At 65.3% G+C, this 22,889-nt stretch carries 21 protein-coding genes and 1 rRNA gene; 8 read left to right on the forward strand and 14 right to left on the reverse strand.

What is annotated here, in order from left to right; translation table 11 throughout:
• Nucleotides 1-123: 123 nt before the first annotated feature.
• From AC1Z3W_RS20875 to AC1Z3W_RS20890, 4 genes are all read left to right on the forward strand, one after another.
• The gene (locus tag AC1Z3W_RS20875; RefSeq protein ID WP_057924691.1) at nucleotides 124-1,302 is read left to right on the forward strand and encodes a UbiH/UbiF family hydroxylase; all 1,179 of its coding nucleotides are present in this window, start codon (nucleotides 124-126) and stop codon (nucleotides 1,300-1,302) included.
• Between the two features lie 90 nt (nucleotides 1,303-1,392).
• Nucleotides 1,393-2,121 carry a DsbC family protein gene (locus AC1Z3W_RS20880; protein WP_057924690.1) on the forward strand — a complete coding sequence of 243 codons (729 nt, stop codon included), beginning with the start codon at nucleotides 1,393-1,395 and terminating at the stop codon, nucleotides 2,119-2,121.
• Nucleotides 2,122-2,236: 115 nt separating this feature from the next.
• A complete protein-coding gene (locus AC1Z3W_RS20885) occupies nucleotides 2,237-4,036 on the forward strand; it encodes a M61 family metallopeptidase (protein ID WP_057924689.1) in 1,800 nt (599 codons plus the stop codon).
• A gap of 147 nt (nucleotides 4,037-4,183) precedes the next feature.
• Nucleotides 4,184-4,780, forward strand: coding sequence for an FMN-dependent NADH-azoreductase (locus AC1Z3W_RS20890; RefSeq protein ID WP_057924688.1), 597 nt, complete (start codon nucleotides 4,184-4,186; stop codon nucleotides 4,778-4,780).
• Nucleotides 4,781-4,890: 110 nt separating this feature from the next.
• Here the strand turns inward: AC1Z3W_RS20890 and AC1Z3W_RS20895 are convergent, their stop codons facing one another.
• The 8 genes from AC1Z3W_RS20895 to rpe form a co-directional block, all read right to left on the reverse strand.
• Nucleotides 4,891-5,796, reverse strand: a complete 906-nt coding sequence (locus AC1Z3W_RS20895; protein ID WP_124834948.1) for a uracil-DNA glycosylase — start codon at nucleotides 5,794-5,796, stop codon at nucleotides 4,891-4,893.
• Nucleotides 5,797-5,809: 13 nt separating this feature from the next.
• Entirely contained in the window at nucleotides 5,810-6,436 is a 627-nt protein-coding gene (locus tag AC1Z3W_RS20900) for a CYTH domain-containing protein (protein WP_057924686.1), read from the reverse strand.
• Nucleotides 6,436-7,221, reverse strand: a complete 786-nt coding sequence (gene trpC, locus AC1Z3W_RS20905; RefSeq protein WP_124834947.1) for an indole-3-glycerol phosphate synthase TrpC — start codon at nucleotides 7,219-7,221, stop codon at nucleotides 6,436-6,438. Before trpC ends, AC1Z3W_RS20900 begins: the two co-directional genes overlap by 1 nt.
• Before the next feature lie 29 nt (nucleotides 7,222-7,250).
• Nucleotides 7,251-8,282, reverse strand: a complete 1,032-nt coding sequence (gene trpD / locus AC1Z3W_RS20910) for an anthranilate phosphoribosyltransferase (RefSeq protein ID WP_057924684.1) — start codon at nucleotides 8,280-8,282, stop codon at nucleotides 7,251-7,253.
• A gap of 13 nt (nucleotides 8,283-8,295) precedes the next feature.
• On the reverse strand, nucleotides 8,296-8,895 hold the full coding sequence (locus AC1Z3W_RS20915) for an aminodeoxychorismate/anthranilate synthase component II (RefSeq protein WP_057924683.1): 600 nt from the start codon (nucleotides 8,893-8,895) through the stop codon (nucleotides 8,296-8,298).
• Nucleotides 8,896-8,907: 12 nt separating this feature from the next.
• The gene (trpE, locus tag AC1Z3W_RS20920; RefSeq protein ID WP_057924682.1) at nucleotides 8,908-10,401 is read right to left on the reverse strand and encodes an anthranilate synthase component I; all 1,494 of its coding nucleotides are present in this window, start codon (nucleotides 10,399-10,401) and stop codon (nucleotides 8,908-8,910) included.
• A gap of 358 nt (nucleotides 10,402-10,759) precedes the next feature.
• Nucleotides 10,760-11,515: a phosphoglycolate phosphatase gene (locus AC1Z3W_RS20925; RefSeq protein WP_057924681.1), complete on the reverse strand. Its 756-nt coding sequence runs from the start codon at nucleotides 11,513-11,515 to the stop codon at nucleotides 10,760-10,762.
• Between the two features lie 4 nt (nucleotides 11,516-11,519).
• Entirely contained in the window at nucleotides 11,520-12,206 is a 687-nt protein-coding gene (gene rpe, locus AC1Z3W_RS20930) for a ribulose-phosphate 3-epimerase (RefSeq protein ID WP_006482066.1), read from the reverse strand.
• A gap of 176 nt (nucleotides 12,207-12,382) precedes the next feature.
• Between rpe and apaG the strand changes: the two genes are divergently transcribed.
• On the forward strand, nucleotides 12,383-12,757 hold the full coding sequence (apaG, locus tag AC1Z3W_RS20935) for a Co2+/Mg2+ efflux protein ApaG (protein WP_057924835.1): 375 nt from the start codon (nucleotides 12,383-12,385) through the stop codon (nucleotides 12,755-12,757).
• Between the two features lie 14 nt (nucleotides 12,758-12,771).
• Here the strand turns inward: apaG and AC1Z3W_RS20940 are convergent, their stop codons facing one another.
• A complete protein-coding gene (locus tag AC1Z3W_RS20940; protein ID WP_006758475.1) occupies nucleotides 12,772-12,915 on the reverse strand; it encodes a hypothetical protein in 144 nt (47 codons plus the stop codon).
• A 28-nt stretch (nucleotides 12,916-12,943) separates the two neighbouring features.
• On the opposite strand from AC1Z3W_RS20940, the gene mltA reads away from it, so the two are divergent.
• Nucleotides 12,944-14,068, forward strand: coding sequence for a murein transglycosylase A (gene mltA / locus AC1Z3W_RS20945; RefSeq protein ID WP_483508386.1), 1,125 nt, complete (start codon nucleotides 12,944-12,946; stop codon nucleotides 14,066-14,068).
• Between the two features lie 130 nt (nucleotides 14,069-14,198).
• Here mltA and paaK read toward each other — a convergent pair whose 3' ends face one another.
• The 5 genes from paaK to paaN form a co-directional block, all read right to left on the reverse strand.
• Nucleotides 14,199-15,497 carry a phenylacetate--CoA ligase PaaK gene (gene paaK, locus AC1Z3W_RS20950; protein ID WP_057924680.1) on the reverse strand — a complete coding sequence of 433 codons (1,299 nt, stop codon included), beginning with the start codon at nucleotides 15,495-15,497 and terminating at the stop codon, nucleotides 14,199-14,201.
• A gap of 38 nt (nucleotides 15,498-15,535) precedes the next feature.
• Nucleotides 15,536-15,988 carry a hydroxyphenylacetyl-CoA thioesterase PaaI gene (paaI, locus tag AC1Z3W_RS20955; protein ID WP_057924679.1) on the reverse strand — a complete coding sequence of 151 codons (453 nt, stop codon included), beginning with the start codon at nucleotides 15,986-15,988 and terminating at the stop codon, nucleotides 15,536-15,538.
• A 1-nt stretch (nucleotide 15,989) separates the two neighbouring features.
• The gene (paaG, locus tag AC1Z3W_RS20960; RefSeq protein ID WP_057924678.1) at nucleotides 15,990-16,781 is read right to left on the reverse strand and encodes a 2-(1,2-epoxy-1,2-dihydrophenyl)acetyl-CoA isomerase PaaG; all 792 of its coding nucleotides are present in this window, start codon (nucleotides 16,779-16,781) and stop codon (nucleotides 15,990-15,992) included.
• A 57-nt stretch (nucleotides 16,782-16,838) separates the two neighbouring features.
• Nucleotides 16,839-18,041 carry a 3-oxoadipyl-CoA thiolase gene (pcaF, locus tag AC1Z3W_RS20965; RefSeq protein WP_483508387.1) on the reverse strand — a complete coding sequence of 401 codons (1,203 nt, stop codon included), beginning with the start codon at nucleotides 18,039-18,041 and terminating at the stop codon, nucleotides 16,839-16,841.
• An 87-nt stretch (nucleotides 18,042-18,128) separates the two neighbouring features.
• Nucleotides 18,129-19,835 (reverse strand): phenylacetic acid degradation protein PaaN, encoded by a 1,707-nt coding sequence (gene paaN, locus AC1Z3W_RS20970; RefSeq protein WP_057924676.1) that lies wholly within the window; start codon nucleotides 19,833-19,835, stop codon nucleotides 18,129-18,131.
• A gap of 129 nt (nucleotides 19,836-19,964) precedes the next feature.
• Between paaN and AC1Z3W_RS20975 the strand changes: the two genes are divergently transcribed.
• Nucleotides 19,965-20,741, forward strand: a complete 777-nt coding sequence (locus AC1Z3W_RS20975; RefSeq protein WP_006762438.1) for an enoyl-CoA hydratase — start codon at nucleotides 19,965-19,967, stop codon at nucleotides 20,739-20,741.
• A gap of 567 nt (nucleotides 20,742-21,308) precedes the next feature.
• Nucleotides 21,309-22,841 (forward strand): 16S ribosomal RNA (locus AC1Z3W_RS20980).
• Nucleotides 22,842-22,889: the final 48 nt, after the last annotated feature.

Raw genomic sequence — 22,889 nt, forward strand, 5'->3', positions numbered from 1 at the left:
GCCCGGTTTCCGGCCTTCCCCCGAACGCCTGATGTGACCGGCCGCTACGCTGCCGGGCCGGCCCGCGATTCTGCTGATTTCCCGCAAAGTCCGGCCGCGTAAGGGATGGGCCCCGCAGCTATAATGCCCGCCATGACTGCCCACCACACCTTCGACGTCGCCGTGGTCGGCGGCGGGCTTGTCGGCAAGACGGCCGCGCTCGCGCTGACCCAGTCCGGCTACAAGACCGCCTTGCTCGCCCAGCCGGCCACACCGCGCCCCGCCGATCTCGCGTTCGACACGCGCATCTACGCGCTGTCGTCCAGCTCGCAGGCATTGCTCGAGCGGCTGCGGGTCTGGCAGGCGCTCGACCATGGCCGGCTCGCGCCGGTCTACGACATGCGCGTGTACGGCGATGCGCACGCGGAGCTGCATTTCTCCGCGTATCAGGCCTCCGTGCCGCAGCTCGCGTGGATCGCCGAATCGTCGCTGATCGAGGCGTCGCTCGACGCCGCACTGCGGTTCCAGCCGAACCTCACGTGGTTCGACGCGCGCGCGCAGGGCTTCGACGTACGCGACGACGCGGCCGTGCTCACGCTGTCGTCGGGGCAAGTGCTCGAAGCGGACCTCGTGGTCGGCGCGGATGGCGCGCATTCGTGGGTGCGCTCCCAGATGGGGGCCAGGATCGAGCGGCGCGATTACCGGCAGACGGGCGTCGTCGCGAACTTCAAGGCGTCGCTCCCGCACCGCGAGGCTGCCAGCCAATGGTTCCGCGACGGCGAGATCGTCGCGTTGCTGCCGCTGCCGGACGGTCATGTATCGCTCGTGTGGTCCGCGCACACCGCGCACGCGGACGAACTGCTCGCGCTCGATCCCGCGCAACTCGCGGCCGAGGTCGAGCGCGTGTCGCACGGCCGGGTCGGCGCGCTCGAATGCGTGACGCCCGCAGCCGGTTTCCCGCTCGCGCTACAAACCGTCGACAAGCTGATCGCCCCGCGCGTCGCGCTCGTCGGCGATGCCGCACACCTGATCCACCCGCTCGCGGGGCAGGGGATGAACCTCGGGCTGCGCGATGTCGCGGCGCTCGCCGATGCGATCGCGAACAAGGAGAGCTTCCGCAACCTCGGCGACACGGTGCTGCTGCGCCGCTACGAGCGTTCTCGCCGCGAGGACATCCGCGCGCTGATGGTCGCGACCGACGGGCTGCAGCGGCTCTTCGCGGTGCCCGGCTCGTTCGCGAAGGCCGTGCGCAACGCGGGCATGGCGTTCGTCGGCGCGCAGCCGCTCGTGAAGCGCTGGCTCGTGTCGGCCGCGCTCGGCTGATCGAACCTTCGCGTCCCCGGCTTGTCGGACAGGGCTCCGTTACGGCGTACACTGTGACGTGCACTCCGATTGAGCTGAAGGAACAACAGGATGAAAAAAACGATCCGCATCGCATCGCTGGCGCTGGCCGTCACGATGGCGACGCTCGGCTGCAGCGCGCAGGCCGACCAAACCACGGACAAGCTGAAAGCCACGCTGCAAGCGCGTCTCGGCAGCGACGCGCCGATCAAGAGCGTGTCGAAATCGCCGGTCGCGGGCCTGTACGAAGTCAACCTCGGCACGCAGATCATCTATAGCGACGCAGCCGGCGACTACGTGCTGCTCGGCGATCTCGTCGACACCAAGACGCACAAGAACCTGACCGACGCACGCCTGTCCGACCTCAACAAGATCGACTTCGCGAGCCTGCCGCTCGCCAACGCGATCAAGGTCGTCAAGGGCAACGGCGCACGCAAGATCGCGGTGTTCTCCGATCCGAACTGCCCGTACTGCAAGCGGCTCGAGACGACGCTTCAGTCGATCGACAACGTGACCGTCTACACCTTCCTGTACCCGGTGCTGTCGCCCGATTCGACCACCAAGTCGAAGGCGATCTGGTGCGCGACCGACCGCGCGAAAACCTGGGAGGGCTGGATGCTCGACCATCGCGCACCGTCCGGCGCCGGCAACTGCGATACGAGCGCGCTCGACAAGAACCTCGCGCTTGGCCGCGGGATGAACGTCACCGGCACGCCGACGATCTTCCTGCCCGACGGCCGTCGGCTGCCGGGCGCGGTGTCGGCCGACCAGCTGAACCAGGCGCTCGCGTCGAGCAAGTAACCGACCGACACGCCGGGCCGCGTGGCCCGGCCAGCGAGGGGCGCCCGCGATATTTGCCGGCGCCTCTCTTCGTTTCCGCCGCCGTATTCCGTCCGATTTTCGACCGATTGCCACGATGACCCAGCCGATCCGTTATTCGATTGCCCCGAAAGATCTTGCCGCGCACCTGTTCGAAGTGTCGGTGACGGTCACCGATCCCGATCCCGCAGGCCAGCGCTTCTCGCTGCCGGTGTGGATTCCGGGCAGCTACCTCGTGCGCGAGTTCGCGCGCAACATCGTGACGCTCGCCGCGTTCAACGACACGGGCCGCAAGGTGCGGATCGCGAAAACCGACAAGAACACATGGCAGGCCGCGCCGGTGAACGGCACGCTGACGCTGCGCTACGACGTGTATGCGTGGGACCTGTCGGTCCGCTCCGCGTATCTTGACGAATCGGGCGGCTTCTTCAACGCCACGGCCGTGTTCTTGAGCGTCGCCGGTCGCGAGGATGCGCCGTGCGAAGTCGACATCGCGAAACCGGCGGGGGCCGCGTTCCGCACGTGGCGCGTCGGCACGTCGCTACCTGAGGCGCGCGGCACCAGGCGCTACGGGTTCGGCGCGTATCGCGCGTCGAACTATGACGAGCTCGCCGACCATCCGGTGACGATCGGCGAGTTCGCACTGGCGACCTTTGACGCACACGGCGTGCCGCACGACATCGTGATCGCCGGGCGCGTCACGCAGCTCGACATGGAGCGGCTGCGCACCGACCTGAAGCGCGTGTGCGAAGCGCAGATCGCGCTGTTCGAGCCGAAATCGAGGAAGGCACCGATGGACCGCTACGTGTTCATGACGCTCGCGGTCAGCGACGGCTACGGCGGCCTCGAACATCGTGCGTCGACCGCGCTGATCTGCAACCGCACCGACCTGCCGGTGAAGGGCCGGCAGGAAACGACGGAAGGCTATCGCACGTATCTCGGCCTTTGCAGCCACGAGTATTTCCACACGTGGAACGTGAAGCGCATCAAGCCGGCCGCGTTCGTGCCGTACGACCTCGCGCGGGAAAACTACACGTCGCTGCTGTGGCTGTTCGAGGGCTTCACGTCGTATTACGACGACTTGATGCTCGTGCGCAGCGGGCTGATGTCGCAGGACGAATATTTCGCGGCGCTCGGCCGTACCGTCGGCGGTGTGCTGCGCGGCACGGGGCGCCTGAAGCAAAGCGTCGCGGAAAGCTCGTTCGACGCGTGGGTCAAGTATTACCGGCAGGACGAGAACGCGACCAACGCGATCGTCAGCTACTACACGAAGGGCTCGCTCGTCGCGCTCGCGTTCGATCTCGCGATCCGCGCGCAGACGCGCAACCGCAAGTCGCTCGACGACGTGATGCGTCTGCTGTGGCAGCGCTACGGCCGAGAGTTCTATCGCGGCAAGCAGGCGGGCGTCGAGGAACACGAGGTCGAGACGCTGATCGAGGAAGCCACGGGCGTCGCACTCGGCCGGCTGTTCGCAGACGCCGTGTACGGCACGCGCGACCTGCCGCTCGCCGAACTGCTCGCGCCGTTCGGCGTGGCGCTCGCGCCCGAGGTCGCGTCCGGCGCGGCTGCGAAGCCGACGATCGGCGCGCGCCTGCGCGGCGGTGCGGACTGCACGCTGGCGGCGGTCTACGAAGGCGGCGGTTCGCATCGTGCAGGGCTGTCGGCTGGCGACACGCTGATCGCGGTCGACGGGCTGCGGGTTACCGGCACGAATCTCGACACGCTGCTTGCGCGCTACCGGCCGGGCGACAAGGTGGAGGTGCACGCGTTCCGCCGCGACGAGCTGCGGACCGTGAAACTGAAGCTGGACGGGCCGGAAGTCTCACGCTACCGGCTTACGGCGGCCGCGAAGCCGGCCGCCGCGCACAAGGCCCGGGAAGCCTGGCTGAAAGGCTGAGCATGTGTGAGCGGGTTTCGGGGCGCGATCATGGATTGTTCTGTTGGTGCAACAATCCGTCGCCCGGAACCCGCTTTTTCGCGATCATTCGGCCACGCACAATGGCGTCACTCGCGCTACCGAAGCGCAACCTAACTGGAGCCTGACATGACGACCATTCTGCAAATCAATTCCGCGGCGCGCTCGCAAGGTGCGCAGTCCACGCTGCTGGCCAACGAACTGACGGCAAAGCTGCAACAATCGAACCCCGGCGCGAAGGTCGTGGTTCGTGACCTGCTGGCCGACGCGCTGCCGCACCTCGACGAATCGGTGCTTGGTGCGTTCTTCACGCCGGCCGACAAGCGTAATGCGGAACAGAATGCGATCGTCGCGAAGAGCGATGCGCTGATCGCCGAACTGCAAGCTGCCGACATCATCGTGATCGGCGCACCGATGTACAACTTCGGCGTCTCGTCGCAACTGAAGACGTATTTCGACTGGATCGCCCGCGCAGGCGTCACGTTCCGCTACACCGAGAACGGCCCGGAAGGCCTGATCACGGGCAAGAAGGTTCATGTGGTGACGGCGCGCGGCGGCAAGTACGCCGGCACGCCGAACGACAGCCAGACGCCGTTCCTGCGCACGTTCCTCGGCTTCGTCGGCATGACCGACGTGAGCTTCATCCATGCCGAAGGTCTGAACCTCGGGCCGGATTCGCAGAGCGCGGCACTTGCTAGCGCACGCGAAGCGATCGCTGCTGCGTAAGGCCGGTGCGGGTGCGTTGCATCCGCTGCGTCGTCCGATAAAAAACGCCGCGTTCCGAAAGGGACGCGGCGTTTTCGCGTGATGCGTGCGAAAGCGAAAGCGAAACGCGATTACGCGAGCGTTTCGGCCACTTCAGGCAGGCGCCAGTCGATCGGCTCGCGGCCCGCTTCGACGAGATAGTCGTTCGCGAGCGCGAAGTGGCGGCAACCGAGGAAGCCGCGGTGTGCAGACAGCGGCGACGGATGCGGCGCCTCGAGCACGCAGTGCGCGCTCGCATCGAACAGCGCGCGCTTCGCCTGCGCATGCGCGCCCCACAGCATGAACACGAGCCCGCGATGGCGGCCGGCCAGTTCGCGGATCAGCGTGTCCGTGCATTGCTCCCAGCCGCGCTTCGCGTGGCTCGCGGCCGCACCGCGCTCGACCGTCAGCACGGTGTTGAGCAGCAGCACGCCCTGGCGCGCCCAGGTATCGAGGCAGCCGTGACGCGGCGTGTCGTGGCCGAAATTCGCGACGATTTCCTTGAAGATGTTGCGCAGCGACGGCGGCGTGCGCACGGCAGGCGGCACCGAGAACGCAAGGCCGTGCGCCTGCGGCGTGCCGCGGTCGTCGCCGTGGTACGGGTCCTGGCCGAGGATCACGACTTTCACATCGTCCGGGCTCGTCAGGCGCAGCGCACGGAACACGTCGGTCGGGTAGACCGTCTTGCCGGCCGCGCGCTCGTCGTCGACGAAGCGGCACAGCGGCGCATACGCGTCGCTGTCGGTGAAGGGTTTCAGCACCTCGCGCCAGACGACCGGCAATGCATCGAATTGCGCGGCGAGGTGCGGGACGTCCGCGGCAACGGGCCGCGGCGCGGCGGAAACCGGGGCGGCTGCCGCGGCCTTTTTGGCGGGCTTGCGCCCGGCTGAGGCCGGCGCGGGCGCCGGGGCGGGAACATCGTCCTGCGCCGTTTCCGGTACAGGATCGTCGAACAGCGACGCCTGGTGTGGCGTACGGAGAGTCTTGCGGGTTGCCATGCGTGATGCGGGTTTATTGCGCGCGCAGCCGGTAGCCGCGCTGCGCCTTGCTGATGTTTTCGGGGGCGAGGCCCGGCAGCGCCTGCTGCAGTTCGGCGGCGAGCGTCGCGAGCGCTGCTTCCGGGCCGTCGATCAGTTCGAGTTCGATTTCGCTGATCGGTTCGCGGCGCGTATCGTTTTCCGCCTGGACGACGATCTCGCCGATGTCGACCGCGGCCTCGACGGTTGCGCCGCCGATTGCGATGCGCCACAGCGTACGCGAAAAGTCCGTCCGGAACAGCGCGTGCAGTGCGGGCGCCGCGTCGCGCAATGCGCTGGCGGCGCCCGGCACGTCACACGCAGCGACGAGCGCATCGATTTCGAGCGCATCGCCGGCGACGGGCAACTCCCATTCGTGGCGGCTATGCAGGCCGGCTTCCGCGCTGCCGACCGTCTTGAAGGTCTGCAACCAGCCGTGCGGCGTGCGGCGCACACGCACCGCGCTCTTGGAACGGGCCAGCGCGAGATCGGGCGTGTCGTAGTAGACGTTCGCGAGCGCGATGACGTCGCCGGCTTCGCTGGTCAGCGTCTCGAAAAAACGCCGCGCCGCATCGGCCTGGCCGGCCGGCAGCGCGAGCTTGATTTCCTTTTCGATCGCCATCAGAAGAACATCCGCGCGAGTTCCTCGCCCGGCTGGTCGGCGCGCATGAACGCTTCGCCGACGAGGAACGCGTTCACGTTCGCCGCGCGCATCGTGTCGACTTCGGTGCGCGACAGGATCCCCGACTCGGTCACGACCATGCGGTCCTGCGGAATCATGTCGAGCATGTCGAGCGTGGTCTGGATCGTCGTCTCGAACGTGCGCAGGTTGCGGTTGTTGATGCCGAGCAGCGGCGTCTTCAGCGTCAGCGCCTGTTCCATCTCGTTGCGATCGTGCACTTCGACCAGCACCGCGAGGCCGAGCGAGTGCGCGTACGCCTCGAGTTCCTGCATCAGCGGCGTGTCGAGCGCGGCGGCGATCAGCAGGATCGCGTCGGCGCCCATCGCGCGTGCCTCGAGGATCTGGTACGCGTCGACGATGAAGTCCTTGCGTAGCACCGGCAGCGTGCAGGCCGCGCGTGCCTCCTGGAGATAGCGGACGCTGCCCTGGAAGAACTGTTCATCGGTCAGCACCGACAGGCATGCGGCGCCGTGTGCCGCATACGAGCGCGCGATGTCGGCCGGCACGAAATGTTCGCGCAGCACGCCCTTCGACGGGCTTGCCTTCTTTACTTCGGCAATCACTGCCGCGTTGCCGGCCGCCTGCTTCGCGCGCAGCGCGCCGACGAAGTCGCGCAGGTCGCGCGTGGACGCTTCGAGTTTCAGTGCCTCGAGCGGCGTGCTGCGCATGGCCGCCGCGACTTCTTCGCGCTTGACGGCGATGATGCGGTCGAGAATGTCGCTCATGTGGGTTCCTGCTTGATTCGTAAGGGGAGTCAGCGCTTGAATTGCTGCGTGAAGCGCACGAGTTCGTCGACTTTCGCGCGTGCCTTGCCGCTCGCGATCGCTTCGCGGGCGAGTTGGATGCCGTCTGCGATCGATTCGGCGATATTGGCCGCATAGAGCGCGGTGCCCGCGTTCAGCGTGACGATCTCGCGCGCGACGCCCGGCTGATTGTCCAGCGCGCCGAGCAGCATCGTGCGCGATTCCTCGGCATTTTCCACCTTCAGCGTGCGGTTCGACACCATCTGCAAGCCGAAGTCTTCCGGATGGATCTCGTATTCGTGCACCTTGCCGTCGCGCAATTCGCCGACGAGCGTCGCGGCGCCGAGCGACACTTCATCCATCCCGTCCTTGCCGTACACGACCAGCACGTGCTGCGCGCCCAGGCGCTGCATCACGCGCACCTGGATGCCGACGAGGTCAGGGTGGAACACGCCCATCAGCTGGTTCGGCGCGCCGGCCGGATTGGTCAGCGGGCCGAGGATGTTGAAGATCGTCCGCACGCCGAGCTCGCGGCGCACGGCCGCGATGTTTTTCATCGCCGGATGGTGGTTCGGCGCGAACATGAAGCCCATGCCGGTTTCGGCGATCGATGCGGCAACCTGCTCGGGTTGCAGGTCGATGTTCACGCCGAGCGCCTCGAGCACGTCGGCGCTGCCGGACTTGCTCGATACGCCGCGGTTGCCGTGCTTCGCGACCTTCGCGCCGGCCGCTGCCGTGATGAACATCGACGCGGTCGAGATGTTGAACGTGTGCGCGCCGTCGCCGCCCGTGCCGACGATGTCGACGAAGTTCGAGTTGTCCGGCACCTCGACGTGATTCGCGAATTCGCGCATCACGGTCGCGGCGGCGGCGATCTCGCCGATCGTCTCCTTCTTCACGCGCAGCCCGGTGATGATCGCGGCCGCCATCACGGGCGACATGTCGCCGCGCATGATGAGCCGCATCAGGTGCAGCATCTCATCGTGGAAGATTTCGCGGTGCTCGATCGTGCGTTGCAGCGCTTCCTGCGGGGTAATCGTCATCGTGCGTCTCCCGTCACGCAGCCGGCGCGGCCGCGTGGGCCGCTGCGCGATTCTGCTTCAGGAAATTCTCGAGTAGCGCATGGCCGTGCTCGGACAGGATCGATTCCGGGTGGAACTGCACACCTTCGATCGGCAGCGTCTTGTGGCGCACGCCCATGATCTCGCCGTCGTCGGTCCATGCGGACACCTCGAGGCAGTCGGGCAGCGATTCGCGCTCGATCGCGAGCGAGTGGTAGCGCGTCACGTCGAAATGCTTCGGCAGGTCGGCGAACACGCCGCGGCAGTCGGTTTCGATCCGGCTCACCTTGCCGTGCATGATGGTCTTCGCGCGCACGACGCGGCCGCCGAACGCTTCGCCGATCGCCTGGTGGCCGAGGCAGACGCCGAGGATCGGCTTCTTGCCCGCGAATTCGCGCAGCACGTCGAGCGTGATGCCTGCGTGCTGCGGGTTGCTCGGGCCGGGCGACAGGCAGATGGTGTCGGGATTCAGGCGCGCGATCTCGTCGAGCGTGATCTCGTCGTTGCGGTACGTGTGCACGTCCTCGCCCAGTTCGCCGAAGTACTGGACCAGGTTGTAGGTGAACGAGTCGTAGTTGTCGATCATGAGCAGCATGGTCAGTCTCCGTCAGAAGTCGCTATCGAGGCCGTCCTGGACCTGTTCGGCCGCACGCAGCACCGCGCGCGCCTTGTTCTCGGTCTCTTGCCATTCGGATTCGGGCACCGAGTCGGCGACGACGCCGGCCGCCGCTTGCACATACAGGTTGCCGTTGTGGATCAGGCCCGTGCGGATCGCGATCGCGAGATCCATCTCGCCCGAGAACGACAGGTAGCCGACGGCACCGCCGTACAGCCCGCGCTTGATCGGTTCGAGCTCGTCAATCAGTTCCATCGCGCGCACTTTCGGCGCACCGGACAGCGTGCCGGCCGGGAACGTCGCGCGCAGCACGTCGTAGTTCGTCATGCCGGGCTTCAGCTTGCCTTCGACCGAGCTGACGATGTGCTGCACGTGCGAGTACTTTTCGATCACCATCTTGTCGGTCACCTGCACCGAACCGATTTCCGCGATGCGGCCGACGTCGTTGCGCGCGAGGTCGATCAGCATCACGTGCTCGGCGATTTCCTTCGGATCGTTCAGCAGTTCGGTCGCGAGTTCGGCATCGCGCTCGGGCGTGTTGCCGCGCGGACGCGTGCCGGCGAGCGGACGGATCGTGACGATCTGGTCTTCGCCGCGCTTTTCCTGGCGGACCAGGATTTCCGGCGACGCGCCGACCACGTGGAAATCGCCGAAGTTGTAGTAATACATGTACGGCGACGGATTCAGCGAACGCAGCGCGCGATACAGCGACAGCGGATTGTCGCGATACGGCTTCGTCAGTCGCTGGCCGACCTGGACCTGCATCAGTTCGCCGGCAGCGATGTATTCCTTCGCCTGGCGCACGGCGGCCAGATAGTCTTCCTTCTTGAACTCGCGGAACGTCTCGGTGCGCACGCTCGCCGACGTGACGGGCGGCTGCACGGTCGTGCGCAGGCGCTGCTTCAGCTCGCGCAGGCGCTGTTTCGCCTTCGTGTAAGCCTCGGGCTGGGCCGGATCCGCGTAAATGATCAGGTAGAGCTTGCCGGCGAGATTGTCGATCACCGCGACTTCCTCGGTGAGCAGCAACTGGATGTCAGGCAGGCCGAGATCGTCGCGCGGTGCGGTGTTCGCGAGCTTCTTCTCGATGTAGCGCACCGCGTCGTAGCCGAAATAGCCGGCGAGACCGCCGCAGAAGCGCGGCAGGCCCGGGCGCTGCGCGACCTTGAAGCGCGCCTGGAACGACTCGATGAATTCGAACGGGTCGCCGTCGTGCGTCTCGACGACCTGGCCGTCGCGCACCACTTCCGACACGCCGTTGCGGGTACGTACCAGCGTGCGGGCGGGCAGGCCGATGAACGAATAGCGGCCGAAGCGTTCGCCGCCGACCACCGACTCGAGCAGGAACGAGTTCGCGCCCGCGCGTTCAGGCTGGGCCAGCTTCAGGTAGAGGGACAGCGGCGTTTCGAGGTCGGCGAGCGCTTCCGCGATCAGCGGGATGCGGTTGTAGCCTTCGTTCGCAAGCGATTGGAATTCGAGTTCGGTCATGTTCCGGTCCTGTTCGGGACGAGCGGCGGAGTGCGCCAGGGATCACTTGACGCTGCGCGGGCTGCCGTCGGCGAAAGGGCGGTCGATCGAGAAGTGCCTGTTGCCGGCCGGCACTCCGGGCGTGAACGTCGCGAGCCTGCGGCCGATCCTGAACGCAAGCGTTCGGACGCGGTAGAACTCGAGGTGGTGCGACGATCGGCGCGCGGATGCGCAGCGAGATAAAAAACGGCGCTGAAGACGTGCTTCAGCGTACCTCATCGAAGAGGTTAGTGCGACCAGCGACGCCAGGGCCAGGCTCCCCGGTCGATGCTGCTCAGACTCCGTTTTTTATTCAGAAACATGCGGATGGAAGAAATAATCAGATGGTTGGCCGGCCGGCATTGTGCGCGGTGATCGCGCGTGCTGCGACCAGCAACGAATCGACTATACCATCCGAATTTATCGTTTGTATAGCTTTGCCGTGGTTGTAGCCGTACGGCACCGTTAGCGTCGCCATGCCGGCCGCGCGGCCCGCCAGTGCATCGTTTTCCGAGTCGCCGATCGCGACCGCCGCGTCCGGCGCGACGCCGAGCGCGTCGCAGGCCGTCAGCATCGGCAGCGGATCGGGCTTCTTGCGCGCGACGCTGTCGCCGCCGAGCACGATGCCGAAGCGATCGATCAGCCCGTATTGCTCGAGCAGCTCGACCGCGAAGCGGTGCGGCTTGTTCGTCACGCACGCGAGCCGGATGCCGGCTGCGTGCAACGCATCGAGACCGGCTGCGACCTCGGGATAGAGGCGCGCGTGACGGCCATTGATCTTCGCGTACTCGGTCTGGTAGATCGCGAGCGCGTCGTCGAAGCGCGCGTGCGCGTCGTCGGGCGCGAAGCGCGGCTTCAGCACGCTCTGGATCAGATGCTCGGAGCCCTTGCCGACATAGCCGATCACCTCGTCGCGCGACGTGGCCGGCGCGCCGAGCTGCGCGAGCATCCCGTTCAGCCCGGCCGTGAAATCGTCGGCCGTGTCGACCATCGTGCCGTCGAGGTCGATCAGCGCCGCAGCGATGCGCGGCGCCGCAAAACGGATCGTGCCGTCGGCTTCGGCCGGTGCCTGACCGGCTTGCGAGGAATCGGCCACGGCGTCAGCTCCGTTCGACGGTGGCGAGCGCGGCGCGCATCTCGTCGATCACCTTGCGGTAGTCGGGCTTGCCGAAGATCGCCGAGCCCGCAACGAAGGTGTCCGCGCCGGCCGCAGCGATCTCCGCGATGTTGTCGGCCTTCACGCCGCCGTCCACCTCGAGCAGGATCTCGCGGCCGGTGCGCTCCGTGTACGCATCGATGCGCGCGCGCGCTTCGCGCAGCTTGTTCAGTGTTTCCGGAATGAACGACTGGCCACCGAAGCCGGGGTTCACCGACATCAGCAGCACGAAGTCCAGGCGGTCCATCACGTGGTCGAGATAGTTCAGCGGCGTGGCCGGATTGAACACGAGGCCGGCCTTGCAGCCGTGATCCCGGATCAGCGACAGCGTACGGTCGATGTGATCCGAGCCTTCCGGGTGGAAGCTGATCAGGTTCGCGCCGGCTTTCGCGAAATCGGGCACGATCCGGTCGACCGGGCGCACCATCAGGTGCACGTCGATCGGCACCTGCACGTGCGGGCGGATCGCCTCGCAGACGAGCGGGCCGATCGTCAGGTTCGGCACATAATGGTTGTCCATCACGTCGAAGTGAATCCAGTCGGCGCCGGCGGCGACCACGTTGCGGACTTCTTCGCCGAGCCGTGCAAAGTCGGCCGACAGGATGCTGGGAGCGATGCGGAATTGAGTCATGACAGGGGAGCGGGGACGCTGCGGCGCAAAACCGCCATTCTACCGTCCGGCGACCCGGTGCGCGGCGACGGGCCGTGCGGTTGCGGCCCGATTCCGCATAGAATGCCGAACCAATGCGGCGCGCCGCGGCCTGGCCGCTCGAGTCGGCGCGGGCGGTTACCTACAGCGGAAACACCATGAGTCAGTATCAGTTCACCGTTTCGGTGAAAACCAGCTACTTGCCGGAACAATCCGACCCCGATCGACGTCAATACGCATTCGCGTACACGCTGACGATCCGCAACACGGGGCAGGTCGCGGCGCAGTTGATCGCGCGTCACTGGATCATTACGGACAGCGAAAACCACGTGCAGGAAGTGAAGGGGCTCGGCGTCGTCGGGCACCAGCCGCTGCTGCAGCCGGGCGAACAGTTCGAATACACGAGCTGGGCCGTGATCGCGACGCCGGTCGGCACGATGCGCGGCGCGTACTTCTGCGTGGCGGAGGACGGCGAGCGGTTCGATGCGCCGGTCGACGAGTTTGCGCTGCACATGCCGCGCACGCTGCATTGAGCGTGCGGGGCCGGTCAGCGTGGCTGGCGGTCGTTGCCGCGGGCGTGCTTCTTCCTGCCCGACGACGTCCACACGACGATGAAGATCAGCAGGGCAAGCGCTACGAAAGCTTCGAGCGCGAAGATGAGCATCGGATATTGGTCGAGAAAATCTGACATGGCGGTTTCCATCAAGAACGGACATTGTATGTGGTTTGGGCCCCGGGTGGCCGGCTGGGTTGCGGCGGCCGCGACGGCCGCGCTGCTTGCTGCGTGCGGCGGCGCGCCGACGCGAACGTCGGCGCTCAAGCCGCCGACCGGCGCGGCGATCGTGCCGGGGCAGGTCGCCGCGAAGCGGCTGACGCCGGTCGCTTGGCAGCAGGTGCCGGGCTGGCAGGACGATTCGCTGATCGGCGCGACGGCCGCGCTGCGGCAGAACTGCGTGCGGCTTGCTCGCCAGCCGGCGTGGCAGCGCGCCTGCGCGGCTGCCGACCAGCTCGACGAGCTCGACGTCAGCGGCGCGCGTGCATTCTTCGAAACGTATTTCACGCCGTTTCAGCTGGCGAACACCGACGGCACGCTCGACGGGCTCGTGACCGGCTATTACGAGCCGCTGCTGCACGGTTCCCGTGTGCGTCGCGGTCCTTACCAGTACGCGCTGTATCGCTGGCCGGCCGGCTATCGTGCCGGCGCCGCGCTGCCCGCTCGCGCGCAGCTCGAGCGCGCTGGCGTCCTGAACGGCAACGAACTCGTGTGGGTCGACGATCCGATCGAGGCGTTCTTCCTGCAGGTGCAGGGTTCGGGACGCGTGCTGCTCGACGACGGTTCGGTGATGCGGGTCGGCTTCGGCGGCACCAACAACCAGCCGTATCGCTCGATCGGCAAGTGGCTGCTCGATCGCGGCGAGCTGACGCCCGCTCAGGCGACGATGCAGGGCATCAAGGCGTGGGCGAAGGCGAACCCGACTCGCGTCGACGCGTTGCTCGACACGAATCCGCGCTTCGTGTTCTTCCGCGACATGCCGACCAAGGAAGATGCGCCGCACGGCGGCGCGGACGGCCCGATCGGTGCGCTCGGCGTGCCGCTCACGCCCGAGCGTTCGATCGCGGTCGATCCGTCGTCGATCCCGCTCGGCACGCCCGTGTTCCTGCAGACCACGCGTCCGCTGACGAATACGCCGATGAACCGGCTCGTGTTCGCGCAGGATACGGGTTCCGCGATCCGGGGTGGCGTGCGGGCCGACTATTTCTGGGGGCTCGGCGACGACGCCGGCGACCAGGCCGGACGGATGAAGCAGATCGGCCGGATGTGGCTGCTCTTTCCGAATTCGTGATGCGCGGTGATGCCGGCGTACACGGGTAGCCGGGCATCGAAACGAAACAGCCCCATCGGCGTCGGCGATCGGGCTGTTTTTTTTGCGTACGCGATTGCTGCTTCGCGCGGCGATGGGATAACGACGGGTATCAGCCCTTGCGCTTGTCGATCACGCGGCGTGCCTTGCCGACGGAGCGCTCGATTCCGTTCACGGGCAGCACGTTGATTACGGCCGTCACACCGATCAGCGACTTGATGTCGTGCGCGAGCGCCTGTCTGGCCGCGTGGATCGCCGCCGTGTCGGGGGCCGTTTCGGGACACGGTTCGACGTTGAGCGTCAGCACGTCGAGCGGCCCTTCCTTGGTCAGCACGATCTGATAGTGCGGGGCGAGCGCGCGTTGCTTCAGCAGCTGTTCCTCGATTTGCGTCGGGAAGACGTTGACGCCCCGCACGATCATCATGTCGTCCGAACGCCCGGTGATCTTCTCCATCCGGCGCATCGTGCGGGCGGTGCCGGGCAGCAGACGCGTGAGGTCGCGCGTCCGATAGCGGATGATCGGCAGCGCTTCCTTCGTCAGCGACGTGAAGACCAGTTCGCCGAGCTCGCCATCCGGCAGCACTTCGCCGGTTTCGGGATCGATGATTTCCGGATAGAAGTGGTCTTCCCAGATCGTCGGGCCGTCCTTGGTCTCGACGCATTCCGACGCGACACCTGGGCCCATCACCTCGGACAGCCCATAGATGTCGACCGCGTCGATGCCCATCCGCTGCTCGATGGCCGCACGCATGTCGTTGGTCCACGGTTCAGCACCGAAGATGCCGATGCGAAGCGAGCTTTGCGCGGGATCGAGGCCCTGACGCTCGATTTCGTCGGCGATCGATAGCATGTAGCTCGGCGTCACCATGATGATGTCGGGCCGGAAGTCCTGGATCAGCTGCACCTGCTTCTCGGTCTGGCCGCCGCCGAAAGGGATCACCGTCAGCCCGGCGCGCTCGGCACCGTAGTGTGCGCCGAGCCCGCCCGTGAACAGTCCGTAGCCGTAGCTGACGTGAACCTTGTCGCCGCGGCGCGCGCCGGCCGCACGGATCGAGCGAGCAACCAGATTCGCCCACGTATCGATGTCGCGGGCCGTGTAGCCGACGACGGTCGGCTTGCCGGTCGTGCCCGACGACGCGTGGATGCGCGAGATCTGGTCCTGCGACACCGCGAACATCCCGAACGGATAGCTGTCGCGCAGATCGCTCTTGGTCGTAAACGGGAAGCGCGACAGATCGGCGAGCGTCTTCAGGTCGTCGGGATGCACGCCCGCTTCGTCGAATTTGCGGCGATAGACGGGGGAGTGCTCATACGCATGCCGGAGCGACCATTTCAGGCGTTCGAGCTGCAGCGCGGTCAACTCGTCGCGTGAGGCGGTCTCGATCGGCTCGAGCGGTAGCGGGGTAGTCATGCCTGTCTCCAGTGATTGTTATGAGCGAGCCGTGGACGTCAGCGGTCTTCCGGAAGGACCGTACCCTTGATCTGGGCCGATTTGCCGCGAAACATCGCGACTGTTTCGCCTGTCTGGTTCGTGACGCGGATGTCGTAGATGCCGTACCGGCCGCTGCGCGTCTGTTCGACCGCCTCGGCCGTCAGCAGCTCGTTGCCGTGTACGGGACGCAGGTATTCGATCGAGCAGCCTGCTGCAACGGTATTCAGGTTGTACGAGTTGCACGCGAACGCGAACGTCGAATCGGCGAGCGTGAAGATGATGCCGCCGTGGCAGGTCTGGTGTCCGTTCAGGAACTCCGGCCGTACGCGCATCTGCAGGCGTGCGTAGCCGGCGCGTACCTCGGCGATTTCCATGCCGAACGCGCGGCTGCAGGCGTCCGCGTCGTACATGGCTCGCGCTGTCGCACGGGCGAGCGCATCGGGGGCGAGCGTGTCGGTGGACGTGGTCATGTCACCGCCCCTCGAAGCGCGGCGCGCGCTTCTCGATGAACGCCTTCACGCCTTCCGCGTAGTCGTACGACTGGCCGAGCTTGCGCTGCAGGTCGCGCTCGAGGTCGAGCTGCTGGTCGAGCGTATTCGTCATGCCGTCGCGCATCGACTGCTTGATCGACGCGATCGCGAGCGTCGGCTGCTGCGCGAGCTGGTTGGCGACCTGACGGGCCGACGCGGCAAGCGCATCGTCGTCGACCGCGCGCCAGATCAAGCCCCATTGTTCGGCCTGTTCGGCGCCGAGCTTGTCGCCGGTCAGTGCGAGGCCCAGCGCGCGGGCCATGCCGATGCGTTGCGGCAGCAACCATGTGCCGCCCGAATCGGGCACGAGCCCGATCTTGACGAAGGCCTGGATGAAACTGCTCGAGCGCGCGGCAAATACGATGTCGCATGCGAGCGCGAGATTCGCGCCGGCGCCGGCCGCCGTGCCGTTGACGGCGGCGATCACCGGAATTGGCGTGCGTTGCAGGCGGCGGATCAGCGGATTGAAATGCTCGTCGATCAGCGTGCCGAGGTCGGTGGACGCGCCCGGCGTGAAGTCGAGGTCGGCCAGGTCTTGGCCCGCGCAGAAGCCTCGCCCCGCACCCGTCAGGATCAGCGCCCGTGCACCGGCTGCCTCGACTTCATCGAGTGCCGACTGCAGTTCGCGGTGCATCGCCCGCGTAAAGCTGTTCAGCTTGTCCGGACGGTTGAGGGTGATCGTGGCCACGCGGGCAGCCTGATCGATATCCACCTGGATCGCCTGATATGACATGCAGTGTCTCCTTCATGACTTCGTTCATGACTTCGTTATAGGCGCGCGGCGCGTCGGTTACACGCGTTCGATCGCGATTGCGATGCCCTGGCCGACGCCGATGCACATCGTACAGAGCGCAAAGCGGCCGCCCGTACGCTCGAGTTGGTGAAGCGCCGTGGTCACGAGCCGGGCGCCCGATGCGCCGAGCGGGTGGCCGAGCGCGATCGCACCGCCGTTCGGGTTCACGCGCGGATCGTCGTCGGCGACACCGAGCATGCGCAGCACCGCGAGACCTTGCGACGCGAACGCTTCGTTCAGCTCGATCACGTCGAACTGGTCGATCGTCATGCCGAGCTGGCGCAACAGTTTCTGCGTGGCCGGCGCCGGGCCGATGCCCATCACGCGCGGCTCGACGCCGGCGGTCGCCATGCCGACGACGCGTGCGCGGCGGTGCAGCCCGTATTGATCGGCGGCGTCAGCGTTGGCGAGCAGCAGGGCGCATGCGCCGTCGTTGACGCCCGACGCGTTGCCGGCCGTCACCGACCCGTCCGGGCGCACGACGCCCTTCAGCTTCGCGAGCGCTTCGAGCGACGTTTCGCGCGGATGCTCGTCGTACGAGACGACGAGCGCGTCGCCTTTCTTCTGCGCAATCGTAACCGGGACGATTTCCGCGGCGAGCGTGCCGTCCTGCTGCGCACGCGCGGCCTTCTGCTGGCTGTGCAGCGCGAACCGATCCTGATCGGCGCGGCTGATGTTGTAGTCGACCGCGACATTCTCGGCCGTCTCGGGCATCGAATCGACGCCGTATTGCTGCTTCATCAGCGGATTGATGAAGCGCCAGCCGATCGTCGTGTCGTGGATGTCGGCCTGGCGAGCGAACGCGCTCGCAGCCTTGCCCATCACGAACGGCGCACGCGTCATGCTTTCGACGCCGCCTGCGATCAGCAAGCGTGCCTCGCCCGACTTGATCGCGCGCGCGGCTGTGCCGACGGCGTCCATGCCCGAGCCGCACAACCGGTTCAGCGTCGTGCCCGGCACGGCGGTCGGCAGGCCCGCGAGCAGCGCGGACATGCGTGCGACGTTGCGGTTGTCCTCGCCGGCCTGGTTCGCGCAGCCGTAGATCACGTCGTCGATTGCCGACCAGTCGACGTTGCGGTTGCGTTCGATCAGCGCCTTGAGCGGCACTGCGCCGAGATCGTCGGCACGAACGTCTTTCAGGGCGCCGCCGTAGCGGCCGATGGGGGTGCGAATTGCGTCGCAGATATAGGCGTCGGTCATGGGGGTGTCGATGTGCAGCGAACCCGCCGGCTGGCGGATTCGTTCATGGTAGAGAACGTGGCGGCGTTTGCACGTCGGCCATTCGGGTTATGCCGTCTGGCCGGCTTCCGCGGTTACGGCCTTCGGCGCAACATGGACGCGGCTTTGCACCACGCGGAACCGGTTGGCGACGAACGCCGGGTCGGCCAGCGCGGCGTTGGCGGCCGGGTTCGCACCGGTGCCGTGGAAGTCGGAGAACGCGGCCGACTGGTTGACGAACACACCGCCCGTCAGGTTGATCGACAGCGCGACGCCGCCACGCACCGCCGCATCGTGCGCGGCGTCGAGGATCTTGTCGTCGGTGCTGTAGACGGAGAGTGTCAGCGCGCCATGCTCCGCGGCGATTTCGCCGGCGAGATCGAGCGACTGTGCGGTCGAGTCGGTCGCGATCACGAACGAGATCGGGCCAAACCACTCCTGCGTGAATTTCGCGCGGTCAGCCACGTCGAGCTGCAGCACTAGCGGCGTGCGCACGCGAGCGTCGGCGAACGTCGGGTGCTGGAGCGTCTGGCTGTCGGCGAGCACGCGGCCGAGCTTGCGGGCGTCGTCGATGCGCGCGGTCACGCCGTCGTTCTGGATCGCGCCGATCAGTTCGACCGAGCGCGCCGGGTCGCCGGTCAGCTTCTGCACGGATACGGCGATCGCCTGGGCGACCTCGTCGAAGCTCGCGTGGCCGTCTGCCGTCCGGATGCCGTCGCGCGGCACGTAGATATTCTGCGGTGCCGTGCACATCTGGCCGGAGTACAGCGCCAGCGAGAACGCGATGTTCTTGGCTGCGGCCTTCAGGTCGTCGGTCGAATCGATCACGATCTGGTTGACGCCAGCCTTCTCGGTATACACCTGTGCCTGATGGGCATGGCGTTCGAGCCACGTGCCGTTTTGCGTGCTGCCCGTGAAGTCGATCAGCTTGATTTCAGGACGCAGCGCGAGGTCTTGCACGAGGGCGCCGTCGTTCGGCTCGGTCGCGAGGAGCGTGACGACGTTCGGATCGAAGCCGGCTTCGCGGAGCACGTCGCGGGCGATGCGGACCGTGATTGCGAGCGGCAGGATCGCGCCCGGGTGGGGTTTGACGATTACCGTGTTACCGGTCGCCAGGTCGGCGAACAGACCGGGGTAGCCGTTCCAGGTCGGGAACGTGCAGCAGCCGAGCACGAGGCCGGTGCCGCGCGGGACGATCGTATAGCGCTTGTGCATCGCGAGCGGCGGGTTCTTGCCTTGCGGCTTTTCCCAGTGCGCATCGGCGGGGATGCGGCGCAGTTCGTCCCAGGCATAGGCGACCGCTTCGAGCGCGCGATCTTGCGCGTGCGGGCCGCCGGCCTGGAACGCCATCATGAACGCCTGGCCGGTGGTGTGCATCACGCTGTAGGCAATCTCGAAGCTCGCGCGGTTCAGGCGCGCGAGGATTTCGAGGCTTACGCCGATCCAGGCGCTCGGGCCTGCTTCGCGCCATGCACGCTGGGCAACGGCGGCCGCTGCAACCAGTTCGTCAGGCGTCGATTTCGGATAGCGGATGCCAAGTGCGATCCCGTACGGCGACTGCTCCGCACCGACGGTTCCGCCGGACGCCGGCTGGTCGAGCACGAACGTGTTGCCGAGGTGTGCTTTGAACGCAGCTTCACCATCGGCGTTAGCGCTTTCCCCGTACACTTTGGGACTCGGCATTTCCGCGAACGGGCTCCAGTACCCGCGGCTTTCGATGGCGGCGAGGGCGTGGTTCAGCGTGTCTTCGTGCTTCGTGAACAGTGCATGGGTCATGACGGCGGCCTGATGGATGTTGAGAGGGGTTGGATCGATTAATTAACCGACCGGTTGGTCGGAGAATGGTAGCATCAAACTATTCGCGTGTGCGAGGCGTTTCTCATTTCATTGATCGAGGAGAAATAGATGTCTTACGAGAACATCCTGGTGGAGACCCGGGGGCGAGTCGGGCTGGTCACGCTGAACCGTCCGAAGGCGCTGAATGCGCTGAACGATGCACTGATGGATGAATTGGGTGCCGCACTGAAAGCATTCGACGCGGACGACGAGATCGGCGCGATCGTCGTGACGGGGAGCGAGAAGGCGTTCGCGGCGGGGGCCGACATCGGCATGATGGCGACCTATTCCTATATGGATGTTTATCGCGGCGACTACATCACCCGTAACTGGGAGACCGTCCGCGAGATCCGCAAGCCGATCATTGCGGCCGTGGCGGGCTTCGCACTCGGCGGCGGCTGTGAGCTCGCGATGATGTGCGACATCATCTTTGCGGCAGATACGGCCAAGTTCGGCCAGCCCGAGATCAAGCTGGGCGTGATGCCCGGCGCGGGCGGCACGCAGCGCCTGCCGCGCGCGGTGTCGAAGGCGAAGGCCATGGACATGTGCCTGACCGCACGCTTCATGGATGCAGCCGAGGCGGAACGGGCGGGGCTCGTGTCGCGTGTGCTGCCGGCCGACAAGTTGCTCGATGAAGCGATTGCCGCAGCGACGACGATCGCCGAGTTTTCGCTGCCGGCGGTCATGATGGTCAAGGAGTCGGTGAACCGTGCGTATGAGACGACGCTGGCTGAAGGCGTCCATTTCGAGCGTCGGCTGTTCCATTCGCTGTTCGCGACTGAAGATCAGAAGGAAGGGATGGCGGCATTTGTCGAGAAGCGCAAGCCGGTATTCAAGAACCGTTGATCCGGTGGCGGGGTGGGCGGCTTGGCGAGCGACGGGTATCCGTCGCCGGCATGGTTGCCTGGTGCAACGAGCTCCAAGCCCCCGTGCGCGGCAGCGCACGGGGGCTTTTTCAAAATATTTTCACAAAGGGGGTTGCGGAGACGGGGTGGGGTGCTTAGAATCACGCCTCTTTCGCGCTAACGGAAACGCGGCGCGGGGGAAGAAGGGAAGCGGTGCGGTTGAGGGCGGGTTGTAGAGCCCCGGCGCACACGGAGTTGAACCCCAGCCGTCGCAACGAAGCAGTTAAAAAAGTTGTTGACGAACTGAGAAACACGGTTCATAATCTCGCTTCTCTGCTGCTGAAAACGCAGCGCTGCTGAGAAACACGAAGTTCCTCGCAGAAACGCTCTTTAAAAATTAACAGCCGATAAGTGTGGGCGCTTGATGGCCGCGAGCTGATCCTCGGATCAGATAGCGAAAGTATCAAGAGTCTCACACTAAAGTAAGTCAGGTTTATGAAGTGATTCATATACCTGTCAGCTTTGAGTGAGCGACCGGTTCGAAAGAACCGAAAACAGTAACAGGTTTAAACTGAAGAGTTTGATCCTGGCTCAGATTGAACGCTGGCGGCATGCCTTACACATGCAAGTCGAACGGCAGCACGGGTGCTTGCACCTGGTGGCGAGTGGCGAACGGGTGAGTAATACATCGGAACATGTCCTGTAGTGGGGGATAGCCCGGCGAAAGCCGGATTAATACCGCATACGATCTATGGATGAAAGCGGGGGACCTTCGGGCCTCGCGCTATAGGGTTGGCCGATGGCTGATTAGCTAGTTGGTGGGGTAAAGGCCTACCAAGGCGACGATCAGTAGCTGGTCTGAGAGGACGACCAGCCACACTGGGACTGAGACACGGCCCAGACTCCTACGGGAGGCAGCAGTGGGGAATTTTGGACAATGGGCGAAAGCCTGATCCAGCAATGCCGCGTGTGTGAAGAAGGCCTTCGGGTTGTAAAGCACTTTTGTCCGGAAAGAAATCCTTGGTTCTAATATAGCCGGGGGATGACGGTACCGGAAGAATAAGCACCGGCTAACTACGTGCCAGCAGCCGCGGTAATACGTAGGGTGCAAGCGTTAATCGGAATTACTGGGCGTAAAGCGTGCGCAGGCGGTTTGCTAAGACCGATGTGAAATCCCCGGGCTCAACCTGGGAACTGCATTGGTGACTGGCAGGCTAGAGTATGGCAGAGGGGGGTAGAATTCCACGTGTAGCAGTGAAATGCGTAGAGATGTGGAGGAATACCGATGGCGAAGGCAGCCCCCTGGGCCAATACTGACGCTCATGCACGAAAGCGTGGGGAGCAAACAGGATTAGATACCCTGGTAGTCCACGCCCTAAACGATGTCAACTAGTTGTTGGGGATTCATTTCCTTAGTAACGTAGCTAACGCGTGAAGTTGACCGCCTGGGGAGTACGGTCGCAAGATTAAAACTCAAAGGAATTGACGGGGACCCGCACAAGCGGTGGATGATGTGGATTAATTCGATGCAACGCGAAAAACCTTACCTACCCTTGACATGGTCGGAATCCTGCTGAGAGGTGGGAGTGCTCGAAAGAGAACCGGCGCACAGGTGCTGCATGGCTGTCGTCAGCTCGTGTCGTGAGATGTTGGGTTAAGTCCCGCAACGAGCGCAACCCTTGTCCTTAGTTGCTACGCAAGAGCACTCTAAGGAGACTGCCGGTGACAAACCGGAGGAAGGTGGGGATGACGTCAAGTCCTCATGGCCCTTATGGGTAGGGCTTCACACGTCATACAATGGTCGGAACAGAGGGTTGCCAACCCGCGAGGGGGAGCTAATCCCAGAAAACCGATCGTAGTCCGGATTGCACTCTGCAACTCGAGTGCATGAAGCTGGAATCGCTAGTAATCGCGGATCAGCATGCCGCGGTGAATACGTTCCCGGGTCTTGTACACACCGCCCGTCACACCATGGGAGTGGGTTTTACCAGAAGTGGCTAGTCTAACCGCAAGGAGGACGGTCACCACGGTAGGATTCATGACTGGGGTGAAGTCGTAACAAGGTAGCCGTATCGGAAGGTGCGGCTGGATCACCTCCTTTCCAGAGCTTCTCGCACAAGTTGAGCGCTCACGCTTATCGGCTGTAAAT

The organism is Burkholderia sp. 10_S31, from assembly GCF_056930375.1.

Coding starts and splice junctions, on each gene's coding strand:
- AC1Z3W_RS20875 (WP_057924691.1), top strand. CDS start 124: ATGCCCGCCATGACTGCCCACCACACCTTCGACGTCGCCGTGGTCGGC.
- AC1Z3W_RS20880 (WP_057924690.1), top strand. CDS start 1,393: ATGAAAAAAACGATCCGCATCGCATCGCTGGCGCTGGCCGTCACGATG.
- AC1Z3W_RS20885 (WP_057924689.1), top strand. CDS start 2,237: ATGACCCAGCCGATCCGTTATTCGATTGCCCCGAAAGATCTTGCCGCG.
- AC1Z3W_RS20890 (WP_057924688.1), top strand. CDS start 4,184: ATGACGACCATTCTGCAAATCAATTCCGCGGCGCGCTCGCAAGGTGCG.
- AC1Z3W_RS20895 (WP_124834948.1), bottom strand. CDS start 5,796: ATGGCAACCCGCAAGACTCTCCGTACGCCACACCAGGCGTCGCTGTTC.
- AC1Z3W_RS20900 (WP_057924686.1), bottom strand. CDS start 6,436: ATGGCGATCGAAAAGGAAATCAAGCTCGCGCTGCCGGCCGGCCAGGCC.
- trpC (WP_124834947.1), bottom strand. CDS start 7,221: ATGAGCGACATTCTCGACCGCATCATCGCCGTCAAGCGCGAAGAAGTC.
- trpD (WP_057924684.1), bottom strand. CDS start 8,282: ATGACGATTACCCCGCAGGAAGCGCTGCAACGCACGATCGAGCACCGC.
- AC1Z3W_RS20915 (WP_057924683.1), bottom strand. CDS start 8,895: ATGCTGCTCATGATCGACAACTACGACTCGTTCACCTACAACCTGGTC.
- trpE (WP_057924682.1), bottom strand. CDS start 10,401: ATGACCGAACTCGAATTCCAATCGCTTGCGAACGAAGGCTACAACCGC.
- rpe (WP_006482066.1), bottom strand. CDS start 12,206: ATGACTCAATTCCGCATCGCTCCCAGCATCCTGTCGGCCGACTTTGCA.
- apaG (WP_057924835.1), top strand. CDS start 12,383: ATGAGTCAGTATCAGTTCACCGTTTCGGTGAAAACCAGCTACTTGCCG.
- AC1Z3W_RS20940 (WP_006758475.1), bottom strand. CDS start 12,915: ATGTCAGATTTTCTCGACCAATATCCGATGCTCATCTTCGCGCTCGAA.
- mltA (WP_483508386.1), top strand. CDS start 12,944: ATGTGGTTTGGGCCCCGGGTGGCCGGCTGGGTTGCGGCGGCCGCGACG.
- paaK (WP_057924680.1), bottom strand. CDS start 15,497: ATGACTACCCCGCTACCGCTCGAGCCGATCGAGACCGCCTCACGCGAC.
- paaI (WP_057924679.1), bottom strand. CDS start 15,988: ATGACCACGTCCACCGACACGCTCGCCCCCGATGCGCTCGCCCGTGCG.
- paaG (WP_057924678.1), bottom strand. CDS start 16,781: ATGTCATATCAGGCGATCCAGGTGGATATCGATCAGGCTGCCCGCGTG.
- pcaF (WP_483508387.1), bottom strand. CDS start 18,041: ATGACCGACGCCTATATCTGCGACGCAATTCGCACCCCCATCGGCCGC.
- paaN (WP_057924676.1), bottom strand. CDS start 19,835: ATGACCCATGCACTGTTCACGAAGCACGAAGACACGCTGAACCACGCC.
- AC1Z3W_RS20975 (WP_006762438.1), top strand. CDS start 19,965: ATGTCTTACGAGAACATCCTGGTGGAGACCCGGGGGCGAGTCGGGCTG.